This window comes from Streptomyces sp. NPDC052064 (assembly GCF_055585925.1).
On record NZ_JBVJJE010000009.1, the window covers coordinates 269,014 to 292,065 of the forward strand.

Consider the following 23,052-nt stretch of genomic DNA (forward strand, 5'->3'; position numbering starts at 1 on the left):
GCGCCCTCACCTCGGAGAGGAAGGGCGCCCGGTCATTCTCCGCGACGTCAGCGGTTGACAGCCTGGTACTCCTGGACCGGCACCTCGGTGGTGGTGGCGAACGTGCCGTCGGGCAGGTCGCCGCCGGTACCGCCAGAGCCTTCCCAGCTGATCTCCCAGGTGAGAGTCGCCTCGAGGGCGTAGGAGTCGTCGCCCGACGACCGCAGGTACCGCACCCCGCACGGAGGCGTCAGCTCCGCCTTGCCCCTGGTGTACGGCTCTCCGATCGACCCGTCGTCGTTGATCACGCACTCGCCGGACGCCGGAAGGCTCTCCGCGTCCTCCGTCCCCGGATCGATGTGCAGGCTCACGGGCTTGGCGGTCGTGGTCGCCCACAGCCCGGTACCGGGCAGACTCGCCGTGACGGAAACCGGCTTGAAGGTGCCCTTGCCCAGCCAGATCCAGGTGGGAGCGTTCACCGTCGACTTGCCGTTCGGCGCCAGGGAGATCTTGGTCGGGGGTACGACGGTCCGCTGGTGAGCGAGACCGGCGAGGGTCTCGGTGTCGATGGCCTGCGGGACGTCGGGGTTTTCGCCGTTGTCCACCCAGAAGGGATCACGCGTGCAGGCCTTGGCCGCCGGGTCGTCCTTCATCTCCGGGTTCCTGGCGGCCACCCACCACATGCCCTCGTCGTTCTTGTCGACGTTGAAGTCCTTGTAGGGGTGACCTTCCTTGTAACGCGCCTTGAGGTCGGCGATGCCCTCGGGTTCGCCGCCGGCGGACTCGTACATGGACCACTTGGCCTCGTTGAAGTTCTTGAAGTCCTCGGCCTTCCAGTACGGCTCGTACCAGCAGGCCGGCGGCTTCCAGTCCACGGCGGTGGAGGTGATCGGACCGCTGTCCTTCGCCTTGGTGCCCTTGACCTTGATGCTGACTCGGGATTCCAGGGCCGGGCCGGATGAGCCGCCGGATGTCTTCTTCTGCTGGGAGCCGCTGTTGTCGAATCCCCCGGCCGCAGCCGGGAGCGTCCCGAGGCCGACCAGCGTGGTGGCGAGCGCCACCACTCCCACACACCGCGTCAGGGCTGGCACTTCTGCGACCCCCGGTCCTCGGTGAGATCCCAGGTCTGCCACACTCCGTCCTCGTTCTTCTTCAGGCCGAGGTTGTAGAAGACGTAGCTGTTGGGCGTGGTCTTGGTGCCTTGCAGCTTGTTCGTCTCGCGGTTCTTGAGGTCTGCCTTGCTCTCGTCGACGCAGTACGTCAGAGCCGCCGACTTCTTGTCGAACAGCGTCACCTGGCGGTCGAAGTAGCGCAGGGTGCCGGCCCAGCTGGTCTTCCTGGCGATGTTGTCCTTGGCGTACTGGTAGACGCCGGTCAGGGCGTTGTCCGTGTAGTAGAAGGCCATGCCCGACTTCTTCATGTCCCCGTACGCCATGGCCTGCCACACCGTGCTGACGGTTCTTTCGTTGTCCGCCAGGATCGTGTCCTTCGTGGCGTCGCCCGTCTGCTGTCCCTCGAAGACCAGCTTCATATCCGAAGGCAGCTTGATCTCCGGCCGATCGATCCCGTCCGCCGTCGCGGACACCGACGGCGAGGCCGATGGCGAATCGGCCGAATCCGCACCGGCGATCTTGTCGGACGACGCCCCGTCACCTCCCCCCGAGCCGCAGGCGGTCAGCAGCAGGGCTGCGGATGCGGTGAGCGCGGCTGTCACGAGCCGAGCAGGGCGGTTCACTGTGTGCTCCCGTTGAGGTGGGGGGACAAGTCAAGCGAACCAAACGCTATCTGCGGGCCGAACCGCGCCGACGACGAGGTCCTCAGCTCAGCCGCTTCGTCAGCGTGTACTCCGTGATCCCCGGCGGATAGTCCGGCACCACGCACACCACCTCGTACCCCTGCTTCTCGTAGAACCGCGGCGCCTGGAATTCCCACGTCTCCAGGCGGGCCGCGCGGCACCCCCGCTCCTCGGAGGCGATGCGTTCCGCCTCCCGAAGCAGCCCGGCCCCGAGGCCCGCGCCGCGGTGGCGTTCGTCGACCCACAGGTATGTGACGTGGAGCCAGGTCGCCCAGGTGTAGCCGACGAGGCCGCCCGCCAGGTCGCCGGCCGTGTCGTTCACAGCCCACACGTGCAACGGGACGTCCCTTTCGCCCGGCGTTCCGCGCAGGGCGCGCAGTACCGGAGAGGCGGCTGTGTTCGTTTCCCGCAGGCGTGTGCGGAGCAGATCACGTCGGGCCTTGTCGACTTCTGTCTCAAGACGGAACATGCGGCACACCATAAACGCGCAGGACAGTCAGTTCTGCAAATAACCTTCCCCTCCGGGCCCCCGGCCGTACGCTGATGAACAGCACCGGTGGGGGCCGGTGCCGATCAGGGGGCGAGACAGCCGGGTACGACGCCCGGGGTGGGGGTAGCGGTTTCTGCACGGCGGCGGCCGTGCGGCTGCTGCGACCCGGCCAGGCTGCTGCGAGGACGGACGGACAGTTGCAGCAGACCCGGGCACCCCGGTGTCGTACCCGCGCGGTGTCATCTTCCGACGATGGGGTATCCCCTGCTCTTCAGGAGCCTGGGGAAGGGGGTTACGTGGTTCACATCCGAGTCCTGGTCGTCGACGACCATCGCATCTTCGCCGAGTCACTCGCGGCGGCCCTTGCCGCCGAGCCCGATGTCGACGTCTCCGCGGCCGGCAGCGGCCCCGCCGCGCTGCGCAGTCTGGAGCGGGCGGTCGCCGAGGGGCGGCGGTTCGACGTGCTGCTCGTCGACGCCGATCTGGGCGGCAAGGTGCCGGGGGCCCGCCCGGCCGTACCCGTGCAGGAGGCCAACGAGGACGGGCTCGTCGACGGGATCTCCCTCGTCACGGGGGTGCGGTCCGCGCAGCCGAACGTACGGATCGTCGTGCTCGCCGAGAAGGACGATCCGCGCCGGGCCGCCCTGGCCCTCCAGGCCGGGGCCTCCGGGTGGGTCGCCAAGGACTGCTCGCTGTCCCGGCTGCTCACCGTCATCCGGGGCGTGCTGCGGGACGAGACGCATCTGCCGCCGGCTCTGCTGACCGGCGTCCTGCGCGAGCTGACCGCCGCCCGCAAGCACCGCACCGAGAGCGAGCGGCTCGTCGAGTCCCTCACTCCGCGTGAGCGGGAAGTGCTGCGGTGCATGGTGGCGGGCCTGGGGCGCAAGGCCGTCGCCGAGCGCCTCTATCTGTCGCCGCACACCGTGCGTACGCACATGCAGAACGTGCTGGGCAAGCTGGGAGTGCACTCCACGCTCGCCGCCGTCGCCCTCGCCCGGCGGGCCGGAGTCGGACCCGCCGACCTAGCCGGGGATGTTGTCGAACGGGGCGGTCAGCTGGCGTAGCAGCCCCGCCAGCTCGCCGCGCTGGGCCCGGGTGAGCTCCGCGAGGATCGCGCGCTCCTGGTCCAGCAGGCCCGCCAGGGCCTGGTCCGCGCGGTCCCTGCCCTCGTCCGTCAGCCGGACCAGGACGCCTCGGCGGTCGCTGGGGTCGGGGAGGCGTTCCACCAGGCCCTTCTTCGCCAGGCGGTCGATGCGGTTCGTCATCGTGCCCGACGTGACCAGGGTCTGGGTGAGGAGCTGTCCCGGCGAGAGCTGGTACGGCGTGCCCGCGCGGCGCAGCGCCGTCAGGACGTCGAACTCCCACGGCTCCAGGCCGTGCTCCGAGAAGGCCAGCCGACGTGCCCGGTCCAGATGCCGGGCCAGTCTGCTCACGCGGCTGAGCACCTCGAGCGGTTCGACGTCGAGGTCCGGGCGCTCCCGGCGCCATGCTGCGACCAGCCGGTCGACCTCGTCCTCCATGGCGATCAGTGTAGTGGTTGTGTCGACGTAGAGTCTCTTGATGTCCACTTTCTTGACGTCGAGATAAACGTGGTGTCACGCTGTGTGTGCGCTCCTTGCAGTCGCCGCCGGAACACGGCCGGAACACCACCAGGACACCAGGAGGACCCATGCCCGCGGACGCCCCCACCTGGGACCCCGCCCAGTACCTCCGCCACGCCGGGCACCGCGCCCGCCCCTTCGCCGACCTCCTCGCCCGCGTCCCCGACCTCCCCGGCGCCCCTCCCCGCATCGCCGACCTCGGCTGCGGCCCCGGCAATGTCACCGCGCTGCTCGCCGCCCGCTGGCCCACCGCCCGGATCACCGGCTACGACAACTCGCCCGAGATGCTCGACAAGGCCCATGTCGATCACGAGGGGCCCACCCAGGGCGGCGGCCGTCTCGACTTCGCTCACGCCGACGTCCGCACGTGGACGCCGAGCGAGCCCTGCGACCTGATCGTCAGCAACGCCACGCTCCAGTGGGTGCCGGGGCACCTCGACCGGTTCGCCGACTGGGTGGCCGCACTGAAACCCGCCGGGACCTTCGCCTTCCAGGTCCCCGGGAACTTCGACGCCCCCAGCCACCGGCTCATGCGCGAACTCGCGCACGCACCGCGCTGGCGCGACCGGCTCGCCGGTACCCTGCGCCACGCCGACGCCGTCCTCACTCCCGAGGCGTACCTGGAGCGGCTCAGCTCGCTCGGCTGCACCGCCGACGTGTGGGAGACGACGTACGTCCATCTGCTCCAGGGCGAGGACCCCGTGCTCGACTGGGTGAAGGGGACCGGCCTGCGGCCCGTGCTGACCGCCCTCGTTGATGAACCCGAGGCGCGGGACGGGTTCCTCGCCGAATACCGGGCCGCCCTGCGCGAGGCCTATCCGGCGGGGCCGCACGGCACGCCGTTCCCCTTCCGGCGCCTGTTCGCCGTGGCCCGGAAAGAGGGGTGACGATGACCGCACCGTGAGGCGGGGGACGGTCACCGCAGTTCCTCGATTGCTCAGGCCTTGCGGCGCCCTATCAGGTGCGGCTTCGCCTCCAGCCCGTCCAGCCCGTGCCACGCCAGGTTCACCAGGTGCGCGGCCACCTCGGCCTTCTTCGGCTTGCGTACGTCCAGCCACCACTGGCCGGTCAGGGCGACCATGCCGACCAGGGCCTGGGCGTACAGCGGCGCCAGCTTGGGGTCAAAGCCGCGGCTCTTGAACTCTCGGCCGAGGATGTCCTCCACCTGGGTGGCGATGTCCGAGATGAGCGAGGCGAAGGAACCCGTCGACTGGGGGATGGGGGAGTCACGCACCAGGATGCGGAAACCGTCCGTGTACTCCTCGATGTAGTCCAGCAGGGCGAAGGCCGCCTGTTCGCACAGTTCGCGGGGGTGACCGGCCGTGAGGGAGCTGGTCACCATGTCCAGCAGGCGGCGCATCTCGCGGTCCACGACGACCGCGTACAGCCCCTCCTTGCCGCCGAAGTGCTCGTACACCACCGGCTTGGAGACCCCGGCCTTCGCCGCGATCTCCTCCACCGACGTGCCCTCGAAACCCTTCGTGGCGAAGAGGGTGCGACCGATCTCCAGCAGCTGCTGGCGGCGCTCGGCACCGGTCATCCGGGTGCGACGCACTCGCCGCGGCTTGTCGTTGCTGGGGGTGCTGCTCGAGTCGGTCGCCACAGCGACCATCATGCCGCCTTGACGGGCTCCTTCCCGCGTGGGGAGCCGCCTTCCCCGGTGTTACGGCGCGAATCGATACGCGAGCGTGACGGCCAGCGCACGTCGTACGCCCAGCCGAGCATCTCGAACCAGCGGATCAGCCGGGCGGAGGAGTCCAGCTGGCCGCGCATCACGCCGTGCCGCGCGGAGGTGGGGTCGGCGTGGTGCAGGTTGTGCCAGGACTCACCGCAGGACAGGATCGCCAGCCACCACACGTTGCCCGAGCGGTCCCGCGACTTGAAGGGGCGCTTGCCCACCGCGTGGCAGATCGAGTTGATCGACCACGTCACGTGGTGCAGCACGGCCACCCGGACGAGCGAACCCCAGAAGAACGCCGTGAAAGCGCCCCACCAGGACATCGTGACCAGGCCGCCGATCAGCGCGGGGAGAGCCAGGGACACGACCGTCCACAGGACGAACTGGCGGGAGATCGTGCGGAGCGTCCTGTCCTTGACCAGGTCCGGGGCGTACTTTTCCTGCGGAGTCTGCTCCTCGTCGAACATCCATCCGATGTGCGCCCACCACAGGCCCTTCATCAGGGCCGGGAGCGTCTCGCCGAACCGCCACGGCGAGTGCGGGTCGCCCTCCGCGTCGGAGAACTTGTGGTGCTTGCGGTGATCGGCCACCCAGCGGACCAGCGGACCCTCGACCGCCATGGACCCGGCCACTGCCAGCGCGATCTTCAACGGCCGCTTGGCCTTGAAGGAACCGTGGGTGAAGTGACGGTGGAAACCGATCGTGATGCCGTGGCACCCCAGGAAGTAGAAGAAGACCAGCAGGCCGAGGTCCAGCCAGCTCACGCCCCAGCCCCAGGCCAGCGGCACGGCCGCCAGCAGCGCGAGGAACGGGACGGTGATGAAGAGGAGGAGGGCGATCTGCTCGATGGACCGCTTCTGCTCGCCGCCCAGTGTGGCGGTGGCTTCTTGGTCGGTTTCCTGACCGGACGCCTTCGGGGCGTTTTCGATCACGTCGGAACTACTGGTCATACGCGTCCCCTGGGGGGTATGTGGATGGAGAGGAGGGTGCCGGAGCACGGGAACCCCGCAGTGCTTCCTACGGTTCCGTAACCTACGGCATCGTAAGTATGGCAGCGCGTCGCCCGGCGGCAAGAGCCCAAGAGCCTGCGCGTCCCGGCCGACACCTATCCTGGAGTCGGTCGGACAGCGCGGTCCGCTCTGATTTCTTCCCGGATGTCCGGCCCGTATGCGGCGCCCGCCGCGCGAGACGCCGTCCGGGTTCCCCTCCCAGACGAGCTTCAACACTGCAAGGAGCCGCACCTGTGAGCAGTGCCGACGACCAGACCACGACGACGAGCAGTGAGCTGCGTGCCGACATCCGCCGACTGGGTGACCTCCTCGGAGAGACCCTCGTCCGGCAGGAGGGTCCTGAGCTCCTGGAGCTGGTCGAGAAGGTCCGCCGCCTCACCCGTGAGGACGGCGAGGCCGCCGCCGAGCTGCTGCGCGGCACCGAACTCGACACCGCGGCCAAGCTGGTCCGCGCCTTCTCCACCTACTTCCACCTGGCCAACGTCACCGAGCAGGTCCACCGCGGCCGCGAGCTGCGCGCCCGGCGCGCCGCCGAGGGCGGACTGCTCGCCCGTACGGCCGACCGGCTCAAGGACGCCGACCCCGAGCACCTGCGCGAGACCGTCCGCAACCTCAACGTCCGCCCCGTGTTCACGGCCCACCCGACCGAGGCCGCACGCCGGTCGGTCCTGAACAAGCTCCGGCGCGTCGCCGCGCTCCTGGAGACCCCGGTCATCGAGTCGGACCGCCGCCGCCTCGACACCCGTCTGGCCGAGAACATCGACCTCGTCTGGCAGACCGACGAACTGCGCGTCGTCCGCCCCGAGCCCGCCGACGAGGCCCGCAACGCCATCTACTACCTCGACGAACTGCACGCGGGCGCCGTCGGCGACGTCCTGGAGGACCTCACCGCCGAGCTGGAGCGCGCCGGCGTCAAGCTCCCCGACGACACCCGCCCCCTCACCTTCGGCACCTGGATCGGCGGCGACCGCGACGGCAACCCCAACGTCACCCCCCAGGTGACCTGGGACGTCCTCATCCTCCAGCACGAGCACGGCATCAACGACGCGCTGGACACGATCGACGAGCTGCGCGGCTTCCTGTCCAACTCCATCCGCTACGCCGGAGCCACCGAGGAACTGCTGAGCTCCCTCCAGGCCGACCTGGAGAACCTCCCCGAGATCAGCCCCCGCTACAAGCGCCTCAACGCCGAGGAGCCCTACCGGCTCAAGGCCACCTGCATCCGGCAGAAGCTGGAGAACACCAAGAAGCGCCTCGCCAAGGGCACCGCACACGTGCCGGGCCGCGACTACCTCGGCACCAGCGAGCTGATCAGCGACCTGCGGATCATCCAGACCTCCCTGCGCGAGCACCGCGGCGGCCTCTTCGCCGACGGCCGCCTCGCCCGCACCATCCGCACCCTGGCCGCCTTCGGCCTCCAGCTCGCCACCATGGACGTACGCGAACACGCGGACGCCCACCACCACGCCCTCGGCCAGCTCTTCGACCGGCTCGGCGAGGAGTCCTGGCGGTACGCGGACATGCCCCGCGACTACCGCACCAAGCTGCTCGCCAAGGAACTGCGCTCCCGCCGCCCCCTCGCACCCACCCCGGCACCCGTGGACGCGCCCGGCGAGAAGACCCTCGGCGTCTTCCAGACCGTCAAGCGGGCCCTGGAGGTCTTCGGGCCCGAGGTCATCGAGTCGTACATCATCTCCATGTGCCAGGGCGCCGACGACGTCTTCGCCGCCGCCGTCCTCGCCCGCGAAGCCGGCCTCATCGACCTGCACGCCGGCTGGGCCAAGATCGGCATCGTGCCCCTGCTGGAGACCACCGACGAGCTCAAGGCCGCCGACACCATCCTCGAAGACATGCTCTCCGACCCGTCCTACCGGCGCCTCGTCGCGCTCAGGGGCGACGTCCAGGAGGTCATGCTCGGCTACTCCGACTCCTCCAAGTTCGGCGGCATCACCACCAGCCAGTGGGAGATCCACCGCGCCCAGCGCCGCCTGCGCGACGTCGCCCACCGTTACGGCGTCCGCCTGCGCCTCTTCCACGGCCGCGGCGGCACCGTCGGCCGCGGCGGCGGCCCCACCCACGACGCCATCCTCGCCCAGCCCTGGGGCACCCTGGAGGGCGAGATCAAGGTGACCGAGCAGGGCGAGGTCATCTCCGACAAGTACCTCATCCCGTCCCTCGCCCGGGAGAACCTCGAACTCACCGTCGCGGCCACCCTCCAGGCCTCCGCCCTGCACACCGCACCCCGCCAGTCCGTCGAGGCCCTCGCCCGCTGGGACGCCGCCATGGACGTCGTCTCCGACGCCGCCCACGCCGCCTACCGCCGCCTCGTCGAGGACCCCGACCTGCCGACGTACTTCCTCGCGTCGACGCCAGTGGACCAGCTCGCCGACCTGCACCTGGGCTCCCGGCCCTCCCGCCGCCCCGGCTCCGGCGTCTCGCTCGACGGCCTGCGCGCCATCCCGTGGGTGTTCGGCTGGACCCAGTCCCGGCAGATCGTCCCCGGCTGGTTCGGCGTCGGCTCCGGCCTCAAGGCCCTGCGCGAGGCGGGCCTGGACACCGTGCTCGACGAGATGTACGGCCAGTGGCACTTCTTCCGCAACTTCATCTCCAACGTCGAGATGACCCTGGCCAAGACCGACCTGCGGATCGCCCAGCACTACGTCGACACCCTCGTCCCCGACGAGCTCAAGCACGTCTTCGACACCATCAAGGCCGAACACGAACTGACCGTCGCCGAGGTGCTGCGGGTCACCGGCGAACAGGAACTCCTCGACGCCGAACCCGTCCTGAAGCAGACCTTCACCATCCGCGACGCCTACCTCGACCCCATCTCCTACCTCCAGGTCGCCCTGCTCAAGCGGCAGCGCGACGCGGCCGCCGCCGGCGAACAGCCCGACCCGCTCCTCGCCCGCGCCCTGCTCCTCACCGTCAACGGCGTGGCAGCGGGCCTGCGCAACACCGGCTGAACCGCCCCCGGACACAACCGTGCCCCCGAACCCGTACGGGCTCGGGGGCACGGCCCGTTCCGCGTCAGCCGCGGCCGAGCCTCCGGCGACGGAACACCAGGAACCCGCCGCCCGCGACCAGCGCCGCGGCCACACCGGACAGCACACCCACCGGCGCTCCGTTGCCCGTCTCGGCGAGATCACCCTCGGCACCGCCCTGCGGCGACGGCGACGAAGACGCCACCACACCCCCGCCGGCCGGCGAACCCGGAGACGCCGGGGACTCCGACGATCCCGGCCCCGCCGACGGCGCCCCGGACGCCCCGGACGAAGGCGACGGCGACGCCGACCCGGACGGCGTCGAACCGCCGGGCTCCTGCTCGTCCTCGCAGTCCGTCCAGAACACCTTGTGCTTGGCGGCACCCTTCTCACCGTCGAAGTTCCAGAACAGCTTGTAGTGCCCGTCGGGCAGCGACAGATCCTCCGTACGGCCGTGGCCCTCCGCGTCCAGAGCGAGCGCGCCGGACTTCACCGTCTCCCCCTTGTTCTCGCTCGGCGGGATCGCGTCGATGCGCCAGTCCACCTCCTGACCGCCGTCAAAACCGAAAGCGTCCAGGTAGAACGTGCACACGTGCGGCTCGTTGCGGCGCAGTTCCTCGCCCGTCGAAGCGTCGTGGATCTTGACCGTGCCGTTGTCACCGGGAGGGGTCGCGTGGGCGGCCGGAGCGAGCAGGAGGACCGCGGAAGCGGCGGCGGCGACAGCGCCGGCGCGCGAGAGAGTTCGCATCGAGAAGTCATCCATCTTCGAGAAGTGACCGGGAAGATGTGGAGGGGGCGGCTCAGCTTCCAGCCCCGCCCGACCGCCCGTCAATCACGAACCGACAACGCTCGGCCCCCACAGAAAAGGAGAACGCCGGAACCCCTCAGACAGTCACTCAGACGGTCACAAAAGCCGCCGTCAGCAACGCCACACCCGACAACGCCATCACCCACGCCGCCCGCGTACGCAGCAGACCACCCGCCACCACGACCGACGCCAGCAACAGCGCACCACCCAGCGGGATCCACGCATACAGGACGCCGGCAGGACCCGAGCGCACCGCGTCATCGCTGCCGGGCTTCACGACCACCGTGTAGGTCCGGCCCTTCTGCACCGCGACCGACTTCTCCAGGACCACCTTCGACCGGGGCTGCCAACCCTCGGACAACGGCGAGTACCGACCCGTGCACGTGTCCTGCCCGCACCGCGTCACATCGACCGTGCCCCGCTCCCGGCCCTTCGTCAGCATCACGTGCTGCGCCGTACCCCACGACGCCCACACGCCCGCGATCAGAATCAGCACCGCGACCGCACCCATCGCCGCGAACCGACCGAACCGCAGCATCGCATGGGCGCTCTGACGAGTGGCGACAGCAGAGGCAGGCATGGCCGGGATCATTGGCCATGCCCCCACGGCCGGTCAACTCCCGAGGGTGACAAGTCAGGAGTTGTACGTACTCTGCGCCCGCTCCAGCCCCTCGATCACCAGACACTCCACCGCGTCCGCCGCCCGGTCCACGAAGTAGTCCAGCTCCTTGCGCTCCGCCGACGAGAAATCCCTCAGCACGAAGTCCGCCACCGGCATCCGCCCCGGCGGCCGCCCGATCCCGAACCGCACCCGGTGATAGTCCGCCCCGAACGCCTTCGTCATCGACTTCAACCCGTTGTGCCCGTTGTCCCCGCCACCCAGCTTCAACCGCAGCGCCCCGTAATCGATGTCCAACTCGTCATGAATCGCCACCACATGAGCCACCGGCACCTTGTAGAACTCCCGCAGCGCGTTCACCGGCCCGCCCGACAGGTTCATGTACGACATCGGCTTCGCCAGAATCACCCGCCGGCTCATCGGACCCGGCGGCCCGATCCGGCCCTCGACGACCTGCGCCTGCGCCTTCCCGGCCCGCTTGAACCTCCCCCCGACCCGGCCCGCCAGCAGATCGGCCACCATGAAGCCCACGTTGTGTCGGTTCCCCGCGTACTCCGGCCCCGGATTGCCCAGCCCCACGATCAGCCAGGGAGCGGCGGCATCGGTCGTCACGTCCATGTCTCCTTCATACGCGTCGGCCGCTGCTCCGCACGGGAACAGCGGCCGACGAAACGACGACGAAGAGGATCAGGCCTCGGCGGCCTCTCCGCCCTCTTCCTCGCCCTCCGTGGCCTCCTCGGCCTGCGCGGCCAGGACCTGCAGGACGACGGTGTCCTCCTCGACGTCCAGCGTCGTGCCCTTCGGCAGCGGGATGTCCTTGGCGAGGATGGAGTCACCCGCCGTCAGACCCTCGACGGAGACCGTCACGGACTCCGGGATGTGGGTCGCCTCGGCCACCACCGGCAGCGCGTTCAGCACGTGCTCCAGCAGGTTGCCGCCCGGAGCCAGCTCACCCTCGGTGTGCACGTAGATCTCGACGTTGACCTGCTCGCCACGCGTGACCAGCTGCAGGTCCACGTGCTCCAGGAAGCCCTTCAGCGGGTCACGCTGCACGGCCTTCGGAATCGCCAGCTCGTTGGTCTTGCCGTCGATGTCCAGCGCGATCAGCACGTTCGCCGTACGCAGCGCCATCTGCAGGTCGTGCCCCGGCAGGGTCAGGTGCAGCGGGTCCGAACCGTGCCCGTACAGGACACCCGGAACCTTGTCTTCACGACGGATACGGCGCGCGGCACCCTTGCCGAACTCGGTGCGCGTCGCGGCGGAGATCTTCACCTCGGACATAATCACTCACTCCTCGAAGTCAGAAACGGACGTGGTCACCCGGCCACGAACGGCCTGCTACGAAGAGCGCGTCGATAACGGACCGCCGTACAGGCTTCCTGAAGAAGCGGTACGGCCTCCCTCGCCGAGCAACTTCAGCAGTCTACTCGGCGAGGGAGGCCGCACCCAAAACGATCTACAGGACGATCAGCGAGAACCCCGCGGAACCCTTACTGCTCGTCGAACAGGCTCGTCACCGAACCGTCCTCGAACACCTCACGCACCGCACTCGCGATCGTCGGCGCGATCGACAGCACCGAGATCTTGTCCAGGTCCCCGCTCAGCTCACCCGGCGTCGGCAGCGTGTTCGTGAACACGAACTCACTCACCCGCGAGTTCTTCAGCCGGTCCGCCGCCGGACCCGACAGCACACCGTGCGTCGCCGTCACGATGACGTCCTCCGCACCGTGCGCGAACAGCGCGTCCGCCGCGGCACAGATCGTCCCGCCCGTGTCGATCATGTCGTCCACCAGGACACACACGCGCCCCTTCACCTCACCCACGACCTCGTGGACGGTGACCTGGTTCGCGACGTCCTTGTCCCGGCGCTTGTGCACGATCGCCAGCGGCGCACCCAGCCGGTCGCACCAGCGGTCGGCGACCCGCACCCGGCCCGCGTCCGGAGACACGACCGTCAGCTTCTCCCGGTCCACCTTCCGGCCCACGTAGTCCGCCAGCAGCGGCAGCGCGAACAGATGGTCCACCGGACCGTCGAAGAAGCCCTGGATCTGGTCCGTGTGCAGATCCACGGTCAGCAGGCGGTCGGCACCCGCGGTCTTCATCATGTCCGCGATCAGACGCGCCGAAATCGGTTCACGTCCCCGGTGCTTCTTGTCCTGCCGCGCGTAACCGTAGAACGGCACGATGACGGTGATGGAGCGGGCCGACGCACGCTTCAGCGCGTCGATCATGATCAACTGCTCCATGATCCACTTGTTGATCGGAGCCGTGTGGCTCTGGATCAGGAAGCAGTCGGCACCACGTGCCGACTCCTGATAACGCACATAGATCTCGCCGTTCGCGAAGTCGAAGGCCTTCGTCGGGACAACCCCGACACCCAACTGCTGGGCGACCTCCTCGGCAAGCTCGGGGTGGGCGCGGCCGGAGAAGAACATCAACTTCTTCTCGCCGGTCGTCTTGATCCCGGTCACAGCACTGTCTCCTCAGAGGTGTCGCAGCTGGGTGTCGAGAGACCTCTCAGCCGGCTTGCGAGAGGCCGTCTCAGCTGGTGGGGGTGCGGGTATGCACTTATCACCGTACGCCGTGTTTGAGACGCCGGTTTCGGTCAGCCCTCGTCGGCCGACCCCCGGGAAGCCGCCTCAGCCGCCTTCGCGGCCGCGCTCCCCGGACGCTTCCGAGCCACCCAACCCTCGATATTCCGCTGCTGACCACGGGCCACGGCCAGCGAACCGGGCGGCACATCCTTGGTGATCACGGACCCGGCAGCGGTGTACGCGCCGTCCCCGACCGTGACAGGCGCCACAAACATGTTGTCCGAGCCCGTCCGGCAATGCGAACCGATGGTCGTGTGGTGCTTCTCCTGACCGTCGTAGTTCACGAACACGCTCGCGGCACCGATGTTCGTGTGCTCACCGATCGTCGCGTCACCGACATAGGAGAGGTGAGGCACCTTCGTCCCCTCCCCGATGGAGGAGTTCTTCGTCTCGACGTACGTCCCGATCTTCCCCTTGGCGCCCAGCCGGGTCCCCGGACGCAGGTACGCGTACGGCCCGACGCTCGCCTCCGCGCCCACCTCCGCGCTCACCGCCACCGTGTTGTCCACGCGCGCGCCGGCACCGACCCGGGTGTCGGTCAGCCGGCAGTTGGGCCCCACCTCGGCGCCCTCGCCGAGGTGCGTCGACCCCTGCAGCTGCGTGCCCGGGTGGACGACGGCGTCCTGCTCGAACGTGACCGTGACATCGACCCAGGTGGTCGCCGGGTCGATGACCGTGACGCCCGACAGCATGGCCTCGGTGAGCAGCCGGTCGTTGAGAATGCGACGGGCCTCGGAGAGCTGCACCCGGTTGTTGATGCCGGCGATCTCGCGGTGATCGGCGGCCACGGAGGCGCCCACGCGGTGACCGGCCTCGCGCAGGATCCCGAGCACGTCGGTCAGGTACTCCTCGCCCTGACTGTTGTCGGTCCGCACCTTCTTCAGCGCGTCGGCCAGCAGCTGCCCGTCGAACGCGAACACCCCCGAGTTGATCTCACGGATCGACCGCTGGGCGTCGGTGGCGTCCTTGTGCTCCACGATCGCCGTCACGGCACCCGAGTCGTCCCGCACGATCCGGCCGTAGCCCGTCGCGTCCGGTACCTCGGCGGTCAGCACGGTGACCGCGTTGCCGTCGGCGGAGTGCGTGGCGGACAGGGCCTGGAGGGTCGCGCCGGTCAGCAGGGGAGTGTCCCCGCACACGACGACAACGGTCCCGTCGACGGACCCGCCGAGCGCTTCCAGCCCCATCCGTACGGCGTGCCCGGTGCCGTTCTGCTCGGCCTGCACGGCGGTGCGGACGTCCGGGGCGATCTCGCCGAGGTGGGCGGTGACCTTCTCACGGGCGTGGCCGACCACGACGACCAGGTTCTCGGGGTGCAGCTCGCCCGCGGCGGCGAGCACGTGTCCCACGAGACTGCGGCCACAGAGCTCGTGCAGGACCTTGGGTGTGGCCGACTTCATACGGGTGCCCTCACCCGCTGCGAGAACGACGACGGCTGCCGGGCGGTTGGCGCTCACGGGATGCCCTTCGGCTGTGGATGGGGTGGGGTGACATCCGCAGGATACCGGGGGGTTTTGTGGGGGGTGTGGGTGTGGGGCCTGACCGGGGGTTCACGGGGTCAGGCCCCGAACTGAGGCTCCGGGGGCCGCTGGCTCCCCCGCAAGGATTCGAACCTTGTCCTGCTGGTACCAAAAACCAGTGTGCTGCCAGTTACACCACGGGGGACAGCGCCTCAGACCTTACCGGAGACGTGCCTGAGCGTGGGCAACGATGCCGCTCCACCAGCCCTCGATGCGGTTGTACAGCTCGGCACTTCGGGCAACCGTCACGACGAGGCAGCCGTGGTAGTCGTCGCCGGTGTTCTTACGGACGGTTTTCGGGTTGTGCTTCTTCAGCGTCGGCCGGGCGAAGACCGACGCGTCGACGTCAGCCAGGTCTGCCCAATAGCGGTGAGCCGCGTCCACATCCGCCGATTCGTGGATGAGCACCCGGAAGCGCAGGCGTTCCCGGCTCACCCCGAGCAGGTCGAGCCAGGCGAGGTAGACCTGGATCACTCCGGGGTCACTGTTGACGAAGATGGCCCTCTCTCGCCGGTCGTACGGTTTGCTCTTGGCGCCCTCGGCCCAGTACAGCGCGACGCCCGTCAGGAACAGCTCCCTGTCCGTGAGGTCACCCACCTCCTGTGTTGCGCTTTCCTTGGTGCGCTTGCGCTCTTCGTCCTGCGTGGCGCGGAGCCGGGCGAGACCCGCCTGCATGAGTGCCCGCTGTTCCTCCGGCGTGTACCGGGGCTCCGGCTTCGGGAGGTCCCTCACCCACAGCGATACCGAGCTCCTCGAGCACCCCAGCTCCGCCTCGATCTGGTCGTACGTCCAGCCCTGGAGTCGAAGCTCCCTCGCCTTCTGCGGGCGTCCTTCGCGTTCGGGCGCTTCGTCCAGGCCGGCGGCGGCTCCCCCTTCACCGGTTGGTTGAGGATGTCGTTGTTGAAGATCTTCAGCTCGTCGCGGATCTGTCGAAGGCTGTAGCCCGATCGCCGCAGCGCCACCGCCCTCTCCTGTAGTCCCTCGAAGTCGGCGCATTTGCCAGTGGCATGTGTCATACGCATACCGTCCGGGCGGAATGGAGGGTTCCGAGGTCGAACGGTGAGCGATTCAGCAGTTCGAGGGATATCGGGCGGTATCGCAGCCGAACGGTCACGGAGTGTGGTGTGGGCCAGCCCGGGAAACTCGCCGGAAAACCGGCGGGGGGCGCCCGTAGGCTGGAGGCATGACCGCGACGGGGGAAGAGCATGTGACGGCCCGGGGAGGGCCGTGGTGGTGGGCCAGACGGCGCAGTGCCGTGTTGGATGTGAGTCTGGCCGTGGTGTCCGCGCTGGAGTGCGGGGCGGAGGGCGTGCCGTTCGCCGGGGACGCGGGGGTCCCGGCGGCCGCGGGGGTTGTTTTCGGCCTGTTGGCCGGGTCCGTGCTGCTCGTGCGGCGGCGTTGGCCGATCGCCGTCGTGCTGGTCTCGATCGCCGTCACGCCCGCCCAGATGGGTTTCCTGATGGGCATCGTCGGCCTCTACACCCTGGCCGCGTCCGAGCTGCCCCGGCGGATCATCGGCTCGCTGGCGGGGATGTCGCTGGTGGCGACGCTCGTCGTGACGTTCGTGAAGACGCGGCAGGACATGGTGCGGGGCGATCTGGACCTGGGGGACTGGTTCGTGCCCTTCGCGGCCATCACGATGTCGCTCGGCTTCACGGCGCCCCCGGTGCTGCTCGGTCTGTACGTGGGGGCCCGGCGGCGGCTGATGGAGAGCCTGCGGGAGCGTGCGGACAGTCTGGAGCGGGAGCTTCAGCTGCTCGCCGAGCGGGCGGAGGAGCGGGCCGAGTGGGCCCGGAACGAGGAGCGGACGCGGATCGCCCGGGAGATGCACGACGTCGTCGCGCATCGGGTGAGTCTGATGGTCGTGCATGCCGCCGCGCTTCAGGCCGTGGCGCGGAAGGATCCCGAGAAGGCCGTCAGGAACGCCGCGCTCGTGGGGGACATGGGGCGGCAGGCGCTGACCGAGCTGCGGGAGATGCTCGGGGTGCTGCGCAGTGGCGGGGGCGAACGGCGTGAGCGCGCGGCGTCGGTGCCGTTGGCGGCGGTGGGGGTGGCTGCAGCGGCGGCGGCTTCGCGGGCCGCCGATGACGAGGGGCCGTGTCTGGCGGAGATCGAGGAGCTGGTGGGGCAGTCGGCTGCCGCGGGGATGGTGGTCGATCTGTCGGTGGAGGGGGATGCCCGGTCGTATGCGCCGGAGGTGGAGCAGACGGCGTATCGGGTGGTGCAGGAGGCGTTGACGAACGTCCACAAGCACGCGGCCGGGGCGAAGACGTATGTGCGGCTGGCGCATCGGGTGTCGGAGATCGCGATGCAGGTGGAGAACGAGCCGCCCGAGGCGGCGGCGTCGTCGGCGCGGCTGCCGTCCGGGGGGAACGGGCTGGTGGGGATGAAGGAGCGGGTTGCCGCGCTGGGCGGGGTGTTCGTGTCCGGGCCGACGGATGCGGGGGGTTTTCGGGTGTCGGCGGTGATTCCGGCGTCGTAGCTGCCGGGGGCCGGCGCCGTCTGCCGGCGGTTGTTCTGGTCAGCCCGTTGTCAGGCGTGTCGGTTCGGTGCCGGCGATGAGGGTGGACAGGGCCTGGTCGATGTCGGCGCCGAGGTACCAGTCGCCGGTGTGGTCGAGGGTGTAGACGCGGCCTTCGGTGTCGATGGCGAGGAGGGCCTGGCTGTCGGTTTCGGCGCCGAGGGGGCAGACCTCGGTGCCGAGGGCGCGGCCGAGGTCGCCGAGGGTGCGGGCCATGTGGAGGCCGTGCAGCGGGTCCAGGTGGAGGGTGGCGGGAGCGACCTGTCGGCCGGGGCCGGTGGGGGTGATGTGGAGTCCGCCGAACTCGGCCCAGGCCTCGACGGCCGCGGGGAAGACGGTGTGGCGGTGGCCGGCGGGTGAGACGTGGTCGCGGAGGGCGTCCGCCCAGATCTCGGCCTGTTTGATGTCCCAGCGTCCGGGTTGCCAGCCGGCGGCGCGCAGGGCGGCGTCGACTTGTACGGCGAAGCGGGTGGTGGAGGTGCGGTCGGTGTGCATCTGCCCTTCGTCTCGTCGAGGTCATGGGTGGCGTGCGGGGCGTGCCGTGGTGCGGTGCTTCGGGGTGGGTGGGGGCGTCAGCCGGTCGTGGCCGCCGGGTCGACCACGCGGACGCCGAAGTGGGCGCTGAGCGCCGTGCAGGCGCGGCAGGGGGTGGCGAAGCTGCCGTGGAGGGGGTCGCCGTCCTCGCGGATGCGGCGGGCGGTGAGTTTGGCCTGCTTGAGGGCTTTGCGGGCCTCGCCGTTGGTCATGGGTTTGCGCGCGGCGCGTTTGCTGCGGGCGGCGTCGGCGGCGGCGATGTGCCGGGAGATGAGGATGGTCTCGGCGCAGCGGCCGGTGTAGCGGTCGCGCTGGGTGCTGGTGAGGGTGTCCAGGAAGTCCTGGACGAGGGGGTGCAGGGCGGGGGGTGTGTCGCCGCGGGCGGCGGTGCCGGTGAGGGTGGCGCCGCGGACGGAGAGGGCGGCGGCGACGGTGGGGAGGATGCCGTCGCGGCGGTGGTGGAGGACGGGCGCGTGGGGCGCTTCGGTGGCGCTCCAGCCGATGCGGGGGTCGCCGCCTCGAGGGGCGCCGGTGCGCGGGTCACCGCCCCGGGGGCCGCCGTTTCGTGGGTCGGCGGACCTGCCGGTGTGTGGTCCCGTCTGTGTCGCGTTCATGATCGTATTCCCCTCCGTGCATCCCCCCGGGGGTCACAGACTGCCAAATGCCGTGGCTGGTGCGGAAGCTGGGGCGCGGCGACACGCCCGTACCGGGGCGGGCTGTCACGGTGGGGTGACGGCTGGTCACGGAGGCGGAGGGGCGGCAGACCGGTGCCGGTGACCGGTGTCGTCGTACCGCATAGGCTGTCGGCACCGCGGGCCATGCGGTGATCCGTTCGGAGACCGATGCAGTGAACCGGAGGGTGATCCGCGGGGTCGGTGGGTGCAGGGAAATGCAGAGAAGTCGAGACAGACAGACGTGACAGTCGATGCGGGCCGTAGTGCGCCAAGGGTGGCCAATACGGGTCGTACAGAGTGCCGCAGGGGGCAACCGCCATGACGACAGGTCGGCTCGGGCTGGGGGCACCTCCCGGCCGCCAGGCCGGGGGACAAGCCGCGCCGCCGAACGCGGCCTACGCCGGGCAGGTCGTGCATTTCCCGGATCCGGTCCGGGCGGCCCGTCACCCGAGAGGGGTACGGGTCGACGAACGTGGTTATCCGGACTTCTCGCCCTACGCGCGTGCGGCCGCGGAGATCGCGGAGCCGCCGGAGGGTTTCGGTGTCGACGAGTTGCGGCTGACGGACTACGTGTCGGCGAACATGGCGCTGGCGGCGTCCGGGCACGAGCTGTGGGACACGGTGCCGGCGGTGGCGACGCCGCACGGCTGGACGTGGCACCACGCGGTGGGCTCGCGGCGGCTGGAGCTGGTCCCGGTCGAGGTGAAGGCGTTGCTGCGGCACCACGGCGGCGTGGCCACGTCGGTTGTCGACCATGCCAAGCGGGGCACGCGGCCGTTGCAGGAGACGCGTCCGGCGCACTTCGGGCTGCCGAAGTCGGGTGTGGCGGTGACGGAGTCGCAGGTGCAGGGGGTCGAGGAGGATCTCGGCTACCGGCTGCCGGGTCCGTACCGGTCGTTCCTGAAGGCGGCGGGGGGCTGTGCGCCGGTGGGTGCCGCGCTGGACGCGGAGCTGGGGCTGCTGATCGACCAGCCGTTCTTCACCGTGCGGGACGAGGCGGCCGTCAACGACCTGGTGTACGTCAACAAGTGTCTGCGTGACCATCTGACCAAGGACTACCTCGGGGTCGCCTTCGTCCAGGGCGGGCTGCTGGCCGTGAAGGTGAAGGGCGACCGGATCGGTTCGGTGTGGTTCTGCGCGTACGACGACGCGCGGGACGTGGATCCCTCGCTGCCGCCGGCGGAGCGGGTGGAGCGGTTGCTGCTGCCGTGCGGGGACGACTTCGACGTCTTCCTGTCGCGGCTGGCCGGTAATCCGCCGGAGTTGGAGACGGTGGCGAATCTGATGGTGGACGGCGGGTTCGCGCGTGTGGTGCCGGTGGGTGCGGTGTCGTCCTCGGCCGTGGGGGAGTGATTTCGGCGATGGTGACCTTCGCACAGGCGCAGGAGCGCGCGGAAGAGTGGATCAACGGGGACGTGCCGTCGTACCAGCATCGTGAGGTGCGGGTGCGGGAGTTCGACCTCGGGTTCGTGGTGTGGGCCGAGGACCGGGCGGACGGGCCGCGTTCCGACGGTGGCGCGCAGCGGCTGGTGATCGCGCGGGACAGCGGTGAGGCGACGCTGTGGCCCGGGCTGCCGGTGGGTGAGGTGATCCGCCGGTACGAGGAGGAGTACGGCCGTCCGGACGCGGCGGAGGAGCCGGCGCCGGCTCCGGCGGCCCGGGTGGATCTGAACCAGACGTCCTTCCTGCTGACTCCGCCGGAGTGGTTGCAGGACGCGGCCGACAAGCTGGGGATTCCGGATCGGCGGGGGGCTGGTGCGGGTTCGGGTGCGGGTGCCGCGTCGGCTTCCGCTGCGGACCCGGCTGGTGCTTCGGGCTCTGCCTCTGCCGGTGTCGTGGGTGGTGATTCCGCTTCCGGTGCGTCCTGGCCTGCTGCCGTGGGGAGTGACTCGGGGAGCGACTCCGGGGCGGGAGCGGGGGCGCCGGGTGCGCCTGCCGGGGCCACGCCCTGGGCCGGCACGGACACCAACGGCGATGCCGGTGACGACCGTTCCGTACCGCTGCCCGCGACGGTCTTCGCGCCGCCGCTGAGCGAGACCGACGGTGACACGCCGCCGTCGGCGACGCCGGAGGCCAAGACGGCGCTGATGTCGGGCGGCAGCCGGCTTCCGCCGACGGCGGTCTCACCGGCGATCGATGATCCGAACGCGCAGAGCGGTGCGGGTGCGGGTGCGGGTCTGGGTGCGGCTGCGCCTGGTGGGCCGGGTTACGGCTATCCGCCGGGGGCGCCGGGTGCGGCTCCGGCTCCCGGCGTGCCGGGTACGCCGCCCGGTGGTGTGCCGCAGGGCGGCACGCCTCCGCCTCCGCCTGCGCCGGGCGGGCAGCCGTACGGGTATCCGCAGAGCGCCGACGGTGGGTCTGTGGGATCTGCGGGAGGTGCGGCTGTTTCTGGGCCTGCTGGTCCCGCCGGTGTGCCGCAGCCGCCGAGCGGGCCGGGTGCGCCTGAGCGGCCGCTCGCGCCGAACGCGGGGGACATCGCCGACGCCGCGACCAGCAAGGCGGCCCCGCCGCCGAGTCGTGGCCGGGGCGCGGGTTCGACGACGCCGCCTCCGCCGGGCGCCCCGGGGACGCCGGGTGTCCGGCCGGGCAGTACGCCGCCTCCGCCGTCGGGGCCCGGTGCGCCGGGTGCTCCGGCGGGTGGTTATGTGCCTACGCAGCTCGTGTCGGCGCTTGGGTCCGAGGGGCCTGGGGGTCCTGGAGGTCCGGGCACCGACGGCCCGGGGGCGCCGCTGCCTCCCCAGCAGCCGCCGGGTCCTCCCGGTGCGCCGAACCCGCCTGGCGCGCCGCAGCCTCCGGGCGCTCCGAACCCGCCCGGTGCCCCCGGTGGTACGCCTCCCGGCGGTGTCCACCATGCCGCCACGATGCTTGCCGATCCCGGTCGGACGAGCCCGGGCGCACCGCAGCCTCCGGGCGCGCCTGGTGCCCCGCGGCCTCCGGGTGCGCCGAACCCGCCGGGTGCCCCTGGCGCCCCGGGTGTTCCCGGCGGCCCGGGCCCCGTGCACCACGCGGAGACGGTGCTGACCCCGCCTCCGGCGGGCGGCCCCGGCGTGCCTCCGCCGCCGCAGGCCCCGGGCGCACCGCCCGCTGCCCCGGGCGCTCCTGGCGTGCCCGGTGCGCCGCCGATGCCGCCCGGTGCGATGCCTGGTGCGATGCCTGGTGCGATGCCGCCCGGCGCGATGCCGCCGCCCGGTCAGCCCGTCCCCGGGCAGCCTCCGGCGTACGGCTATCCACAGCAGCCCACCGGGCAGCCGACGGTCGGCCCCGGCTACCAGGCCGTGCTGCGCTACCGCGCGCAGGACGGATCCGAGCAGCAGCTGATCCGGCGTTCGGCGCCGGGTACGCCGCACCCGGAGTGGCAGATCTTCCACGAGCTGCGGGCCATGAACGTGCCCCCGGACCAGGTGCTGGAGCTCCACACCGAGCTGGAGTCGTGTGAGCTGCCGGGTGCGTACTGCGCGCGGATGATCCGGGAGCAGTGGCCGCAGGCGCGGATCACGAGCATCGCGCCGTACGGTACGGACCACGCGAGCCGACAGCAGGGCATGCAGCAACTGCTGGCTCACCAGGGTGAGTTGCACCAGGTGGCGGACGGCCCGGCGCGTCCGGCTCCGATGCGGGCGCCGTTGCCGCCGGTGCAGGCCGTGCCGCCGATCCCGCCGGAGGGCATCGCGCAGGAGCTCGGTGCCGCGTTCGGGCCGGGGGTGTTCCGGTTCGAGCAGGCCGCCGTGTCCCGGCAGGGCGTGCCGCCGGTCGTGGCACACACGCTGGTGGCGGCGGGCCTGCCGATGGACATGGGGCCCTTCTTCTGGGCGCAGGCGCAACCGGGCCGGCCCGTGCCGACGCTGGCGGAGCTGGCGGCCGAGCGCGGGGTGCAGCCGGCCCCGGACGCGGGTTCCTACCTGGTGATGGGCAGCGACTTCGGCAAGGCGATCTGCGTGCAGTACGGGACGGCGAACATCGTCGCCGTGCCGGTGGAGGCGGGGCCGGGCGGGGCGCCCGTACCGCCGCAGTTCGTGAACACGGGGCTGCCGGAGTTCGCGCGCTGCCTGGCGCTGCTCGGGCGGATGTGGCGGCTGCGGTTCGGGCTGAACCAGGAGCAGGCGGGCCGTTGGACCGTCGACTTCCAGGCGCAGTTGGCCGCGCTCGACCCGGCGGCGCTCGGGTCGCCGGAGAGCTGGTGGTCGGTGCTGCTGGAGCAGATGTGGGACGGACTGCTGTGACGCGCCGCCGTTGACGTGTCCCGAG

20 protein-coding genes, 1 tRNA gene and 1 pseudogene are annotated in these 23,052 nt (G+C 70.6%); 6 read left to right on the forward strand and 16 right to left on the reverse strand.

All coding sequences use genetic code 11. The features are described 5' to 3' along the window. Positions 1 to 47: 47 nt before the first annotated feature. The 3 genes from ACZ6TU_RS25445 to ACZ6TU_RS25455 all read right to left on the reverse strand — a co-directional run bounded on the left by ACZ6TU_RS25445 (position 48) and on the right by ACZ6TU_RS25455 (position 2,255). Positions 48 to 1,070, reverse strand: a complete 1,023-nt coding sequence (locus tag ACZ6TU_RS25445) for a hypothetical protein (protein WP_467673283.1) — start codon at positions 1,068 to 1,070, stop codon at positions 48 to 50. After that, a complete protein-coding gene (locus ACZ6TU_RS25450) occupies positions 1,058 to 1,714 on the reverse strand; it encodes a hypothetical protein (protein WP_467673285.1) in 657 nt (218 codons plus the stop codon). Before ACZ6TU_RS25450 ends, ACZ6TU_RS25445 begins: the two co-directional genes overlap by 13 nt. Positions 1,715 to 1,796: 82 nt before the next feature. Continuing rightward, the gene (locus ACZ6TU_RS25455; protein ID WP_467673287.1) at positions 1,797 to 2,255 is read right to left on the reverse strand and encodes a GNAT family N-acetyltransferase; all 459 of its coding nucleotides are present in this window, start codon (positions 2,253 to 2,255) and stop codon (positions 1,797 to 1,799) included. 305 nt (positions 2,256 to 2,560) lie between these two features. Here ACZ6TU_RS25455 and ACZ6TU_RS25460 point away from each other — a divergent pair, with 305 nt between their 5' ends. Beyond that, positions 2,561 to 3,328: a LuxR C-terminal-related transcriptional regulator gene (locus ACZ6TU_RS25460; RefSeq protein WP_467673289.1), complete on the forward strand. Its 768-nt coding sequence runs from the start codon at positions 2,561 to 2,563 to the stop codon at positions 3,326 to 3,328. Here ACZ6TU_RS25460 and tamR read toward each other — a convergent pair. Next, positions 3,287 to 3,784: a MarR family transcriptional regulator TamR gene (gene tamR / locus ACZ6TU_RS25465; RefSeq protein ID WP_059416014.1), complete on the reverse strand. Its 498-nt coding sequence runs from the start codon at positions 3,782 to 3,784 to the stop codon at positions 3,287 to 3,289. The two genes, ACZ6TU_RS25460 and tamR, sit on opposite strands and share 42 nt — an antisense overlap. A gap of 149 nt (positions 3,785 to 3,933) precedes the next feature. Between tamR and ACZ6TU_RS25470 the strand changes: the two genes are divergently transcribed. Further along, positions 3,934 to 4,752, forward strand: a complete 819-nt coding sequence (locus ACZ6TU_RS25470) for a trans-aconitate 2-methyltransferase (protein WP_467673291.1) — start codon at positions 3,934 to 3,936, stop codon at positions 4,750 to 4,752. A gap of 50 nt (positions 4,753 to 4,802) precedes the next feature. Here the strand turns inward: ACZ6TU_RS25470 and ACZ6TU_RS25475 are convergent, their stop codons facing one another. Continuing rightward, the gene (locus ACZ6TU_RS25475; RefSeq protein WP_184984587.1) at positions 4,803 to 5,480 is read right to left on the reverse strand and encodes a TetR/AcrR family transcriptional regulator; all 678 of its coding nucleotides are present in this window, start codon (positions 5,478 to 5,480) and stop codon (positions 4,803 to 4,805) included. Beyond that, on the reverse strand, positions 5,477 to 6,493 hold the full coding sequence (locus ACZ6TU_RS25480) for an acyl-CoA desaturase (protein ID WP_467673293.1): 1,017 nt from the start codon (positions 6,491 to 6,493) through the stop codon (positions 5,477 to 5,479). The genes ACZ6TU_RS25475 and ACZ6TU_RS25480 overlap by 4 nt, the downstream gene beginning before the upstream one ends. Before the next feature lie 293 nt (positions 6,494 to 6,786). On the opposite strand from ACZ6TU_RS25480, the gene ppc reads away from it, so the two are divergent. Next, positions 6,787 to 9,519, forward strand: coding sequence for a phosphoenolpyruvate carboxylase (ppc, locus tag ACZ6TU_RS25485; RefSeq protein WP_469551256.1), 2,733 nt, complete (start codon positions 6,787 to 6,789; stop codon positions 9,517 to 9,519). Between the two features lie 64 nt (positions 9,520 to 9,583). On the opposite strand, the gene ACZ6TU_RS25490 is transcribed toward ppc, so the two are convergent. The 8 genes and pseudogenes from ACZ6TU_RS25490 to ACZ6TU_RS25525 all read right to left on the reverse strand — a co-directional run bounded on the left by ACZ6TU_RS25490 (position 9,584) and on the right by ACZ6TU_RS25525 (position 16,094). Beyond that, on the reverse strand, positions 9,584 to 10,285 hold the full coding sequence (locus tag ACZ6TU_RS25490) for an LPXTG cell wall anchor domain-containing protein (protein WP_467673297.1): 702 nt from the start codon (positions 10,283 to 10,285) through the stop codon (positions 9,584 to 9,586). Positions 10,286 to 10,433: 148 nt separating this feature from the next. Further along, the gene (locus ACZ6TU_RS25495; protein ID WP_467673535.1) at positions 10,434 to 10,937 is read right to left on the reverse strand and encodes a hypothetical protein; all 504 of its coding nucleotides are present in this window, start codon (positions 10,935 to 10,937) and stop codon (positions 10,434 to 10,436) included. A gap of 42 nt (positions 10,938 to 10,979) precedes the next feature. Further along, complete coding sequence (pth, locus tag ACZ6TU_RS25500) at positions 10,980 to 11,582, reverse strand: aminoacyl-tRNA hydrolase (protein WP_467673299.1); 603 nt, start codon at positions 11,580 to 11,582, stop codon at positions 10,980 to 10,982. 69 nt (positions 11,583 to 11,651) lie between these two features. After that, entirely contained in the window at positions 11,652 to 12,245 is a 594-nt protein-coding gene (locus tag ACZ6TU_RS25505) for a 50S ribosomal protein L25/general stress protein Ctc (protein ID WP_467673301.1), read from the reverse strand. A 209-nt stretch (positions 12,246 to 12,454) separates the two neighbouring features. After that, positions 12,455 to 13,435 (reverse strand): ribose-phosphate diphosphokinase, encoded by a 981-nt coding sequence (locus tag ACZ6TU_RS25510; protein ID WP_466102319.1) that lies wholly within the window; start codon positions 13,433 to 13,435, stop codon positions 12,455 to 12,457. Between the two features lie 134 nt (positions 13,436 to 13,569). After that, positions 13,570 to 15,015 (reverse strand): bifunctional UDP-N-acetylglucosamine diphosphorylase/glucosamine-1-phosphate N-acetyltransferase GlmU, encoded by a 1,446-nt coding sequence (glmU, locus tag ACZ6TU_RS25515; RefSeq protein ID WP_467673303.1) that lies wholly within the window; start codon positions 15,013 to 15,015, stop codon positions 13,570 to 13,572. 132 nt (positions 15,016 to 15,147) lie between these two features. Beyond that, positions 15,148 to 15,223 (reverse strand) — tRNA-Gln (locus tag ACZ6TU_RS25520). A gap of 14 nt (positions 15,224 to 15,237) precedes the next feature. After that, positions 15,238 to 16,094: pseudogene (locus tag ACZ6TU_RS25525) on the reverse strand (hypothetical protein). A gap of 167 nt (positions 16,095 to 16,261) precedes the next feature. Here ACZ6TU_RS25525 and ACZ6TU_RS25530 point away from each other — a divergent pair. Further along, a complete protein-coding gene (locus tag ACZ6TU_RS25530; RefSeq protein WP_467673307.1) occupies positions 16,262 to 17,560 on the forward strand; it encodes a sensor histidine kinase in 1,299 nt (432 codons plus the stop codon). Positions 17,561 to 17,599: 39 nt separating this feature from the next. Here ACZ6TU_RS25530 and ACZ6TU_RS25535 read toward each other — a convergent pair whose 3' ends face one another. Together ACZ6TU_RS25535 and ACZ6TU_RS25540 are read right to left on the reverse strand one after the other, a co-directional pair. After that, entirely contained in the window at positions 17,600 to 18,094 is a 495-nt protein-coding gene (locus ACZ6TU_RS25535; RefSeq protein WP_359201317.1) for an SUKH-3 domain-containing protein, read from the reverse strand. Positions 18,095 to 18,171: 77 nt separating this feature from the next. Further along, entirely contained in the window at positions 18,172 to 18,747 is a 576-nt protein-coding gene (locus ACZ6TU_RS25540; protein ID WP_467673310.1) for a YwqJ-related putative deaminase, read from the reverse strand. 378 nt (positions 18,748 to 19,125) lie between these two features. Here ACZ6TU_RS25540 and ACZ6TU_RS25545 point away from each other — a divergent pair, with 378 nt between their 5' ends. Continuing rightward, the gene (locus tag ACZ6TU_RS25545; protein WP_467673312.1) at positions 19,126 to 20,160 is read left to right on the forward strand and encodes an SMI1/KNR4 family protein; all 1,035 of its coding nucleotides are present in this window, start codon (positions 19,126 to 19,128) and stop codon (positions 20,158 to 20,160) included. Positions 20,161 to 20,168: 8 nt separating this feature from the next. Next, the gene (locus ACZ6TU_RS25550; RefSeq protein WP_467673314.1) at positions 20,169 to 23,027 is read left to right on the forward strand and encodes an SUKH-4 family immunity protein; all 2,859 of its coding nucleotides are present in this window, start codon (positions 20,169 to 20,171) and stop codon (positions 23,025 to 23,027) included. The last annotated feature ends 25 nt before the right edge of the window (positions 23,028 to 23,052 follow it).

Bases quoted from the DNA above. Each gene is read 5' to 3' on its own strand.
- ACZ6TU_RS25505 (WP_467673301.1), bottom strand. From the start codon at position 12,245: ATGTCCGAGGTGAAGATCTCCGCCGCGACGCGCACCGAGTTCGGCAAG.
- ACZ6TU_RS25540 (WP_467673310.1), bottom strand. From the start codon at position 18,747: ATGAACGCGACACAGACGGGACCACACACCGGCAGGTCCGCCGACCCA.
- ACZ6TU_RS25530 (WP_467673307.1), top strand. From the start codon at position 16,262: ATGACCGCGACGGGGGAAGAGCATGTGACGGCCCGGGGAGGGCCGTGG.
- ACZ6TU_RS25550 (WP_467673314.1), top strand. From the start codon at position 20,169: ATGGTGACCTTCGCACAGGCGCAGGAGCGCGCGGAAGAGTGGATCAAC.
- ACZ6TU_RS25480 (WP_467673293.1), bottom strand. From the start codon at position 6,493: ATGACCAGTAGTTCCGACGTGATCGAAAACGCCCCGAAGGCGTCCGGT.
- ACZ6TU_RS25470 (WP_467673291.1), top strand. From the start codon at position 3,934: ATGCCCGCGGACGCCCCCACCTGGGACCCCGCCCAGTACCTCCGCCAC.
- ACZ6TU_RS25535 (WP_359201317.1), bottom strand. From the start codon at position 18,094: ATGCACACCGACCGCACCTCCACCACCCGCTTCGCCGTACAAGTCGAC.
- ACZ6TU_RS25495 (WP_467673535.1), bottom strand. From the start codon at position 10,937: ATGATCCCGGCCATGCCTGCCTCTGCTGTCGCCACTCGTCAGAGCGCC.
- pth (WP_467673299.1), bottom strand. From the start codon at position 11,582: ATGGACGTGACGACCGATGCCGCCGCTCCCTGGCTGATCGTGGGGCTG.
- tamR (WP_059416014.1), bottom strand. From the start codon at position 3,784: ATGGAGGACGAGGTCGACCGGCTGGTCGCAGCATGGCGCCGGGAGCGC.
- ACZ6TU_RS25475 (WP_184984587.1), bottom strand. From the start codon at position 5,480: ATGATGGTCGCTGTGGCGACCGACTCGAGCAGCACCCCCAGCAACGAC.
- ACZ6TU_RS25490 (WP_467673297.1), bottom strand. From the start codon at position 10,285: ATGCGAACTCTCTCGCGCGCCGGCGCTGTCGCCGCCGCCGCTTCCGCG.
- ACZ6TU_RS25455 (WP_467673287.1), bottom strand. From the start codon at position 2,255: ATGGTGTGCCGCATGTTCCGTCTTGAGACAGAAGTCGACAAGGCCCGA.
- ACZ6TU_RS25545 (WP_467673312.1), top strand. From the start codon at position 19,126: ATGACGACAGGTCGGCTCGGGCTGGGGGCACCTCCCGGCCGCCAGGCC.